Raw genomic sequence first — 5,662 nt, 5'->3', positions numbered from 1 at the left:
TTTTTTTTTTTTTTTTGTTTTGGGGGGCTCCCTGGAGTTTACACATGGGTTTTGTGTGGCGCGTTCGATGTTTTTAAGAGACCACCCACCACTCCACCACTCGACCCAACCGCGCCCCCGTCGTGAGCCACTCCACGTGACTCTCGACACCTTTGCCTGCGGGCTCAACCTCCGTCGCGTGACATTCGTCATTCCAGGGGAAAGCCCTGCCATGTCCAAGTGCGGTACGGGATGCGGCATATGACGTCGGCTGTTTGCCACCCGGCGCCCCGTCGCCCATTCCGTTGCGGCGGCGCCTGGCGCTAAGGTCCCCGTCGGTGGGTCGAGGTCCCTCGCCCACCGTGCCCTCGGGGGGAGGGAAGGAACCCAACACGATGCCCGTACCCGTACCGCGGCAGAGAGCGATCCCGGCCGCGGAGAGTGGTCAGGCGCACGCCGTGTCCGCGCCCGGCGGACCGTCCGGAGAGGGGGCTGCCATGAACGCCTCGGCCCTGGCCCCTGTAGACAACTCCACACGCCCGCCCGGCTCCCACGCCGCCGGCCCCGGCACCACGGGCCCGGCCCCCCAGTCCAGCCCCACCAACCTCACGGTGCTCCTCATCGAGGACGACCCGGCGGGTTCCCTCAACGTGCCCGAACTGCTCGACTCGGCGGGCAAACCGATCCGTGTCCGCACCGCCCGCAACCTCACCGAGGCCCAGCGGCTGCTGACCGACGACGTCAACTGCATCCTCCTGGACCTGGCACTCCCGGCCCCGGCCCGCCCCACCGACCCGGACACCGAGTCGGCCGACCACCCCGACGAGGAACTCGCCGTCCTCAAGCACGTCCTGACCCTGGCCCCCCGCCACGCGGTCCTGGCCCTCACCGACTCGGGCGACGCCGAGCGCGGCACGGAGGCGGTACGGGTGGGCGCACAGGACTACCTGTTCCGGGACGAAGTGGACGGCCGCCTCCTGAGCCGCGCGATCCGCTACGCGGTGGAGCGCAAGCGGTCCGACACGGCCGAGCGCCGGCTCACCGAGTCCAAGCTGCGCGCCCAGGAGAACGCCCGCCTGGAACGCGGCCTGCTGCCGACCCCCCTCTTGGAGGGCTCGTCCCTGAGGTTCGCCGCCCGCTACCGGCCGGGGCGTTCCCGCGCCCTGCTCGGCGGCGACTTCTACGACACCGTCCGCACCCCGGACGGCACCGTGCACGTGATGATCGGCGACGTCTGCGGGCACGGCCCCGACGAGGCGGCGCTCGGCGTGGAGCTGCGCATCGCCTGGCGGGCGCTGACCTTCGCGGGGCTCTGCGGTGACGAACTGCTGTCGACGCTGCAGCGCGTCCTGGAGCACGAGCGGGAGAGCGACGAGATCTTCGCGACGCTCTGCACGGTCGACATCGCCCCCGACGGCCGCCGCGCGGGCCTCTGCCTCGCTGGTCACCCGTCCCCGCTGATCGCCCGCCATGGCCAGGACGGCCGTCCGACCCCGCCGGCCGAGCTGCTGCCGTACGACAACGGCGGCCCTGCCCTCGGTCTGCTGCCGAACGCCCGCTGGCCGCGCACTCAGATCGAACTGGGGGCCGCGTGGAGTCTGATGCTCTACACCGACGGCCTGATCGAGGGCCGGATCGGCCAGGGCAAGGAACGGCTCGGCCAGGACGGCATGGTGGAAATGGTCCGCCGCCAGCTCGCTGAGGGTCTGCGCGGCGAGGAGTTGCTGCGCGCCGCCGTGAACGAGGTCCGCAACCTCAACGGCGGCGAACTGACCGACGACGTGGCGGTCCTGCTGCTGGACCGGGAGGCCTGAGCAGGCTCGGCCTCGGAGGGGGCACGGCCTCGGAGGAGGTCACCGACCGCCGTTGTAGGGGCCGTACGGACCGTCGCTGCTGGAGCCTCGGTTACCGCCGCGGCCACCGCCGCCGGAGATCTGCCGCACGGCGGGACGCACGTCGACGATGTAGACGATGCTGGCGATGAGACCGATGATCGGCAGGAACGACAGGAGCGGGAAGAGCAGGCTCACGACGAGCGCGATCCCGAGGATGATCAGCCAGAAGACCTTGGTCTGCTTGTCCGTCGCGCGGAACGCGTCCTCCCGCCGGAACGCGGCGTCGATCACCGCGAACGCGGCGAGTGCGATCACAACGAGCTGCAACAGCCCCATGAACCCCGCGAAGCCGCTCATCAGCATGGTGCCCACCACCGCCCGTTCCGTTCACGCTTCCGAATGCCGACCGTTTCTCCCACGCGGCCACCGTACCCGTAGAACGGGCCGGCCACCCCAAAGGTGCCCGGCCCGTCTCCGTACCGCGAGGTACTGACAGGCACTGCACGCGTACGTCCACGCGTACCTACACGCGCGCGTGCACACATACCTCTCGCACTGTCGCCGACTCCGTGATCTCCGTGATTTCCGCGATCTCCGTGATCTCCGTGATCTCCGTGATCTCCGTGATCGCCGTGATCGCCGTGATCGCCGTCATCGGCTATGTCGCCCACCGGGCGGTTCGCCCTTGCGCTTACTTGGCGGGCGGGGTGGTCTTCTTCGCGGCCGTCGTCTTGCGCGCCGGAGCCTTCTTCGGCGCGGCCTTCTTGGCGGCGGGGGCGGGCGCGGGCGCGGCCTGGGCCGGAACCGGCTTCGCGGCCGCCGGCTCGTCCTTGACCTCGACCGGCTGGGACTTCGGCTCGACGGCGATCGCGAGCTCCTCGATCTCCTCCGCGGCCTCGCCACGCCAGGTCCGCACGGCCTGCTCACCGTGCTCGGCGACCCGCTCGTACGTCTCCCGGGCCTTCACCGCGTACTCGGCGGCGACGCCGACGCTGCGCAGCGCGAGGTCCTGAGCACTCTCGCCGAGCTTCTTCAGGTCGGTGTCGAGGGTGCCGATGATCTCGGTGACCTTGGTCTGGAGGTTCTCCTGGGTCTCCTTGACGCGGGCGGTGGCCTTCTCCTGCACGGCCTTCGGGTCGGTCTGGCGTACGGCGTCGATCTTGGCCGGCGCATCCGCGCGCAGCTGCTCGACGAGGCCGGGGACCTTCTTCGCCTGCTGGAGGGCGAGGTCGGCGGTGCCGGCGGCGAAGTAGAAGGGGGTCGGGTCGGTGACGGCCTTGCGGATGTCGTCGGTGATGGCCATGGTGAGAGTCCTCCGGGTTGCTTGCTGCTGAGGGTTTTGAGTCGTTCAGGTCCGAGTCGGCTTCGGCTACTTCGGCTTCGGCTTTGACCTCTTCGGCTTCGGCTTGGCCATGGTCGTGGTCAACTCGCCGTGCGCCGCGGACCGGCATCGCCGCCGTCGGCCGTACGAGGGCCGGGGGCCGAGGCTTCCTCGGCACCCGCCGCATCCGTCACCGAGCCAGTTCCCGTGCCGGCACCGAGGTCGATGTCGGTCGCGAGGTCGGTCTCGACCCCGGTATCCGCCGCGACCTCGGCCCCGATCTCGAATCCGTTCTCCTTGCGGAAGGACTCGTAGATCTGGAGCAGCACCTGCTTCTGCCGCTCGTTCAGTGTGGGATCGGCGAGGATGACGGCGCGTGTCTCCACCTCGTCCCGGTCCCGCTCCGCGTCGAGGATGCCGGCCCGCACGTACAGCGTCTCGGCAGAGATCCGCAGCGCCTTCGCGACCTGCTGCAGCACCTCCGCGCTCGGCTTGCGCAGCCCGCGCTCGATCTGGCTCAGATACGGATTGGACACCCCGGCGGCGTCGGCGAGCTGCCTGAGCGACAGCTGCGCGTTTCGCCGCTGTTCACGCAGGTACTCACCGAGATTGCCGACGTTGAGCGATGCCATGCCCCCACCATGCACCACCCCCGCTAACTATTGCAAGCACCCGCTTGCAAAAGTGCGCTACGCCACGAACGCGGCGGGGCGGGGTGGAGCCAGCCGCAGGGTCAGCGGGGTCAGTTGCGGACGCCGCGCTTGAAGGCGGACTTGGACCAGAGGTAGCCGGTGAGGCCGAGGGCCGTGCACCAGGCCAGGGCGAACCAGCCGCTGTTGCCGATCTCGGTGCCCATCAGCAGGCCGCGGAGGGTCTCGTTGATGGGGGTGAAGGGCTGGTGTTCGGCGAACCAGCGCAGACCGGTCGGCATCGAGTCGGTGGGGACGATGGCGCTGCCCAGGAAGGGGAGGAAGGTGATGGGCATCGGCATGTTGCTGGCGGACTCGACGGTCTTGGCGACCAGGCCCATGCCGGCCGCGAGCCAGGTCAGGGCGAGGGCGAGGACGGTGAGCAGGCCGGCTGCGGCGAGCCACTCCAGGGCGGTGGCGTTCGGCCGGAAGCCGATGGCGAGCGCCACGCCGGTGACCACCACGGTGCCGAGGACGGTCTGGACGAGATTGCCCAGGACGTGGCCGGTGAGGAACGAGGCCCGGGAGATCGACATGGTGCGGAAGCGGTTCACGATGCCCTCGGTCATGTCCATGCACACGCTGAGGGCGGCTCCGATGCAGCCGGTGGCGACGGTCATCAGAATGATGCCGGGCGCGACGTAGTCGATGTAGTCGATGCCGGCGACGCCCTCGCCCTGCGGCGCCTGCGGGCCCTGGATACCGGCGCCGAGTGCGCCGCCGAAGGCGTAGTTGAAGAGGAGCAGGAAGAGGACCGGCATCATCACGATGGTGACGACGACGGACGGGTAGCGGATCGCGCGCTTCATATTGCGGCGGAACATGGTGACGGAGTCACGGGCCGCGTAGCTGACACTGCTCATCGGGAGATCTCCTGCTGCTGCTTGTCGCCGGTCAGGGTGAGGAAGACGTCGTCGAGGTCCGGGGTGTGCTGCGAGAGCGCCTCGGGGGTGACGCCGGCGCCGTCGAGGATGTCCAGGACCGCGCGGAGGGTGGGGACGGTGCCGTCGGAGGGGATCTGGAGGGTCAGTTCCTCGTCGTCGCGGGCGGTCGCGGCGAAGTGGGAGGCGGCCAGCTCCAGCGCCTCCGCATCGGCGAACCTGAGCGAGATGTGACCGCCGGGGATCAGGCGCTTGAGCTCCTCCGCCGTACCTTCGGCGACCAGTTTTCCGCCGTCGAGCACGGCGATACGGTCCGCCAGTTGGTCGGCCTCCTCCAGGTACTGGGTGGTGAGGAAGATCGTCACGCCGTCCTCGTCGACCAGGGAGCGGATGATCTCCCACATGGTGCGGCGGGAGCGCGGGTCCAGGCCGGTCGTGGGCTCGTCGAGGAAGATGATGCGCGGGTCGCCGACCAGCGTCATCGCCAGGTCCAGCTTGCGCCGCATCCCGCCGGAGTAGGTGGCGACGGGCTTGCGGGCGGCCTCGGTGAGGTCGAAGCGGGCGAGCAGGTCGGCGGTACGGCGCCGGCCCTCGCGGCGGGGCAGATGGTGCAGGTCCGCCATGAGCATCAGGTTCTCCTCGGCGTTGAGGAGGTTGTCGACGGCCGCGAACTGGCCGGTGACACCGATGAGTTTGCGTACGGCGTCGGCTTCGCGGTCCAAGTCGTGACCGGCGAGGCGGGCGGTGCCGGAGTCGGCGGCGATGAGCGTCGACAGGATCTGGACGGTCGTGGTCTTGCCCGCACCGTTGGGGCCGAGCAGGGCGAAGACGGTACCGCCCAGGATGTCGAGGTCGATACCACGCAGGACCTGCTTGTCGCCGTACGACTTGGTGAGGCCGGTGGCGGTGAGGCCGGTGGCGGCCGAGGTTCGGTCGGGGGGCGGGGTGCGGTCCGGG

7 protein-coding genes are annotated in these 5,662 nt (G+C 69.8%); 1 reads left to right on the top strand and 6 read right to left on the bottom strand.

Features of this window, described 5'->3' with window-relative positions:
* Positions 1-476: 476 nt before the first annotated feature.
* A complete protein-coding gene (locus P1P70_RS39510; RefSeq protein WP_413471652.1) occupies positions 477-1,793 on the top strand; it encodes a PP2C family protein-serine/threonine phosphatase in 1,317 nt (438 codons plus the stop codon).
* A gap of 39 nt (positions 1,794-1,832) precedes the next feature.
* Here P1P70_RS39510 and P1P70_RS39505 read toward each other — a convergent pair whose 3' ends face one another.
* The 6 genes from P1P70_RS39505 to P1P70_RS39480 form a co-directional block, all read right to left on the bottom strand.
* The gene (locus tag P1P70_RS39505) at positions 1,833-2,177 is read right to left on the bottom strand and encodes a DUF2516 family protein (RefSeq protein WP_239760402.1); all 345 of its coding nucleotides are present in this window, start codon (positions 2,175-2,177) and stop codon (positions 1,833-1,835) included.
* 160 nt (positions 2,178-2,337) lie between these two features.
* Entirely contained in the window at positions 2,338-2,469 is a 132-nt protein-coding gene (locus tag P1P70_RS39500) for a hypothetical protein (RefSeq protein WP_319246493.1), read from the bottom strand.
* Between the two features lie 36 nt (positions 2,470-2,505).
* Positions 2,506-3,117 carry a hypothetical protein gene (locus P1P70_RS39495; protein WP_319246490.1) on the bottom strand — a complete coding sequence of 204 codons (612 nt, stop codon included), beginning with the start codon at positions 3,115-3,117 and terminating at the stop codon, positions 2,506-2,508.
* A gap of 119 nt (positions 3,118-3,236) precedes the next feature.
* Entirely contained in the window at positions 3,237-3,767 is a 531-nt protein-coding gene (locus P1P70_RS39490; RefSeq protein WP_319246487.1) for a helix-turn-helix transcriptional regulator, read from the bottom strand.
* Positions 3,768-3,877: 110 nt separating this feature from the next.
* A complete protein-coding gene (locus P1P70_RS39485; protein ID WP_319246484.1) occupies positions 3,878-4,687 on the bottom strand; it encodes an ABC transporter permease in 810 nt (269 codons plus the stop codon).
* Positions 4,684-5,662 (bottom strand): ATP-binding cassette domain-containing protein (locus tag P1P70_RS39480; RefSeq protein ID WP_319246482.1); only part of this gene is annotated, 979 nt, incomplete at its 5' end. The genes P1P70_RS39485 and P1P70_RS39480, both read right to left, overlap by 4 nt.

Origin of the sequence: Streptomyces sp. MB09-02B, from assembly GCF_033794485.1 — a bacterium.
Lineage (GTDB): Bacteria > Actinomycetota > Actinomycetes > Streptomycetales > Streptomycetaceae > Streptomyces.
Note: the sequence above shows the minus strand (reverse complement) of the source record. Positions and strands in the feature narration are given on the sequence as shown.

What these genes read in the sequence shown, in the direction of transcription:
- P1P70_RS39510 (WP_413471652.1), top strand. Translation starts at nt 477, where the DNA reads ATGAACGCCTCGGCCCTGGCCCCTGTAGACAACTCCACACGCCCGCCC.
- P1P70_RS39505 (WP_239760402.1), bottom strand. Translation starts at nt 2,177, where the DNA reads ATGCTGATGAGCGGCTTCGCGGGGTTCATGGGGCTGTTGCAGCTCGTT.
- P1P70_RS39500 (WP_319246493.1), bottom strand. Translation starts at nt 2,469, where the DNA reads ATGACGGCGATCACGGCGATCACGGCGATCACGGAGATCACGGAGATC.
- P1P70_RS39495 (WP_319246490.1), bottom strand. Translation starts at nt 3,117, where the DNA reads ATGGCCATCACCGACGACATCCGCAAGGCCGTCACCGACCCGACCCCC.
- P1P70_RS39490 (WP_319246487.1), bottom strand. Translation starts at nt 3,767, where the DNA reads ATGGCATCGCTCAACGTCGGCAATCTCGGTGAGTACCTGCGTGAACAG.
- P1P70_RS39485 (WP_319246484.1), bottom strand. Translation starts at nt 4,687, where the DNA reads ATGAGCAGTGTCAGCTACGCGGCCCGTGACTCCGTCACCATGTTCCGC.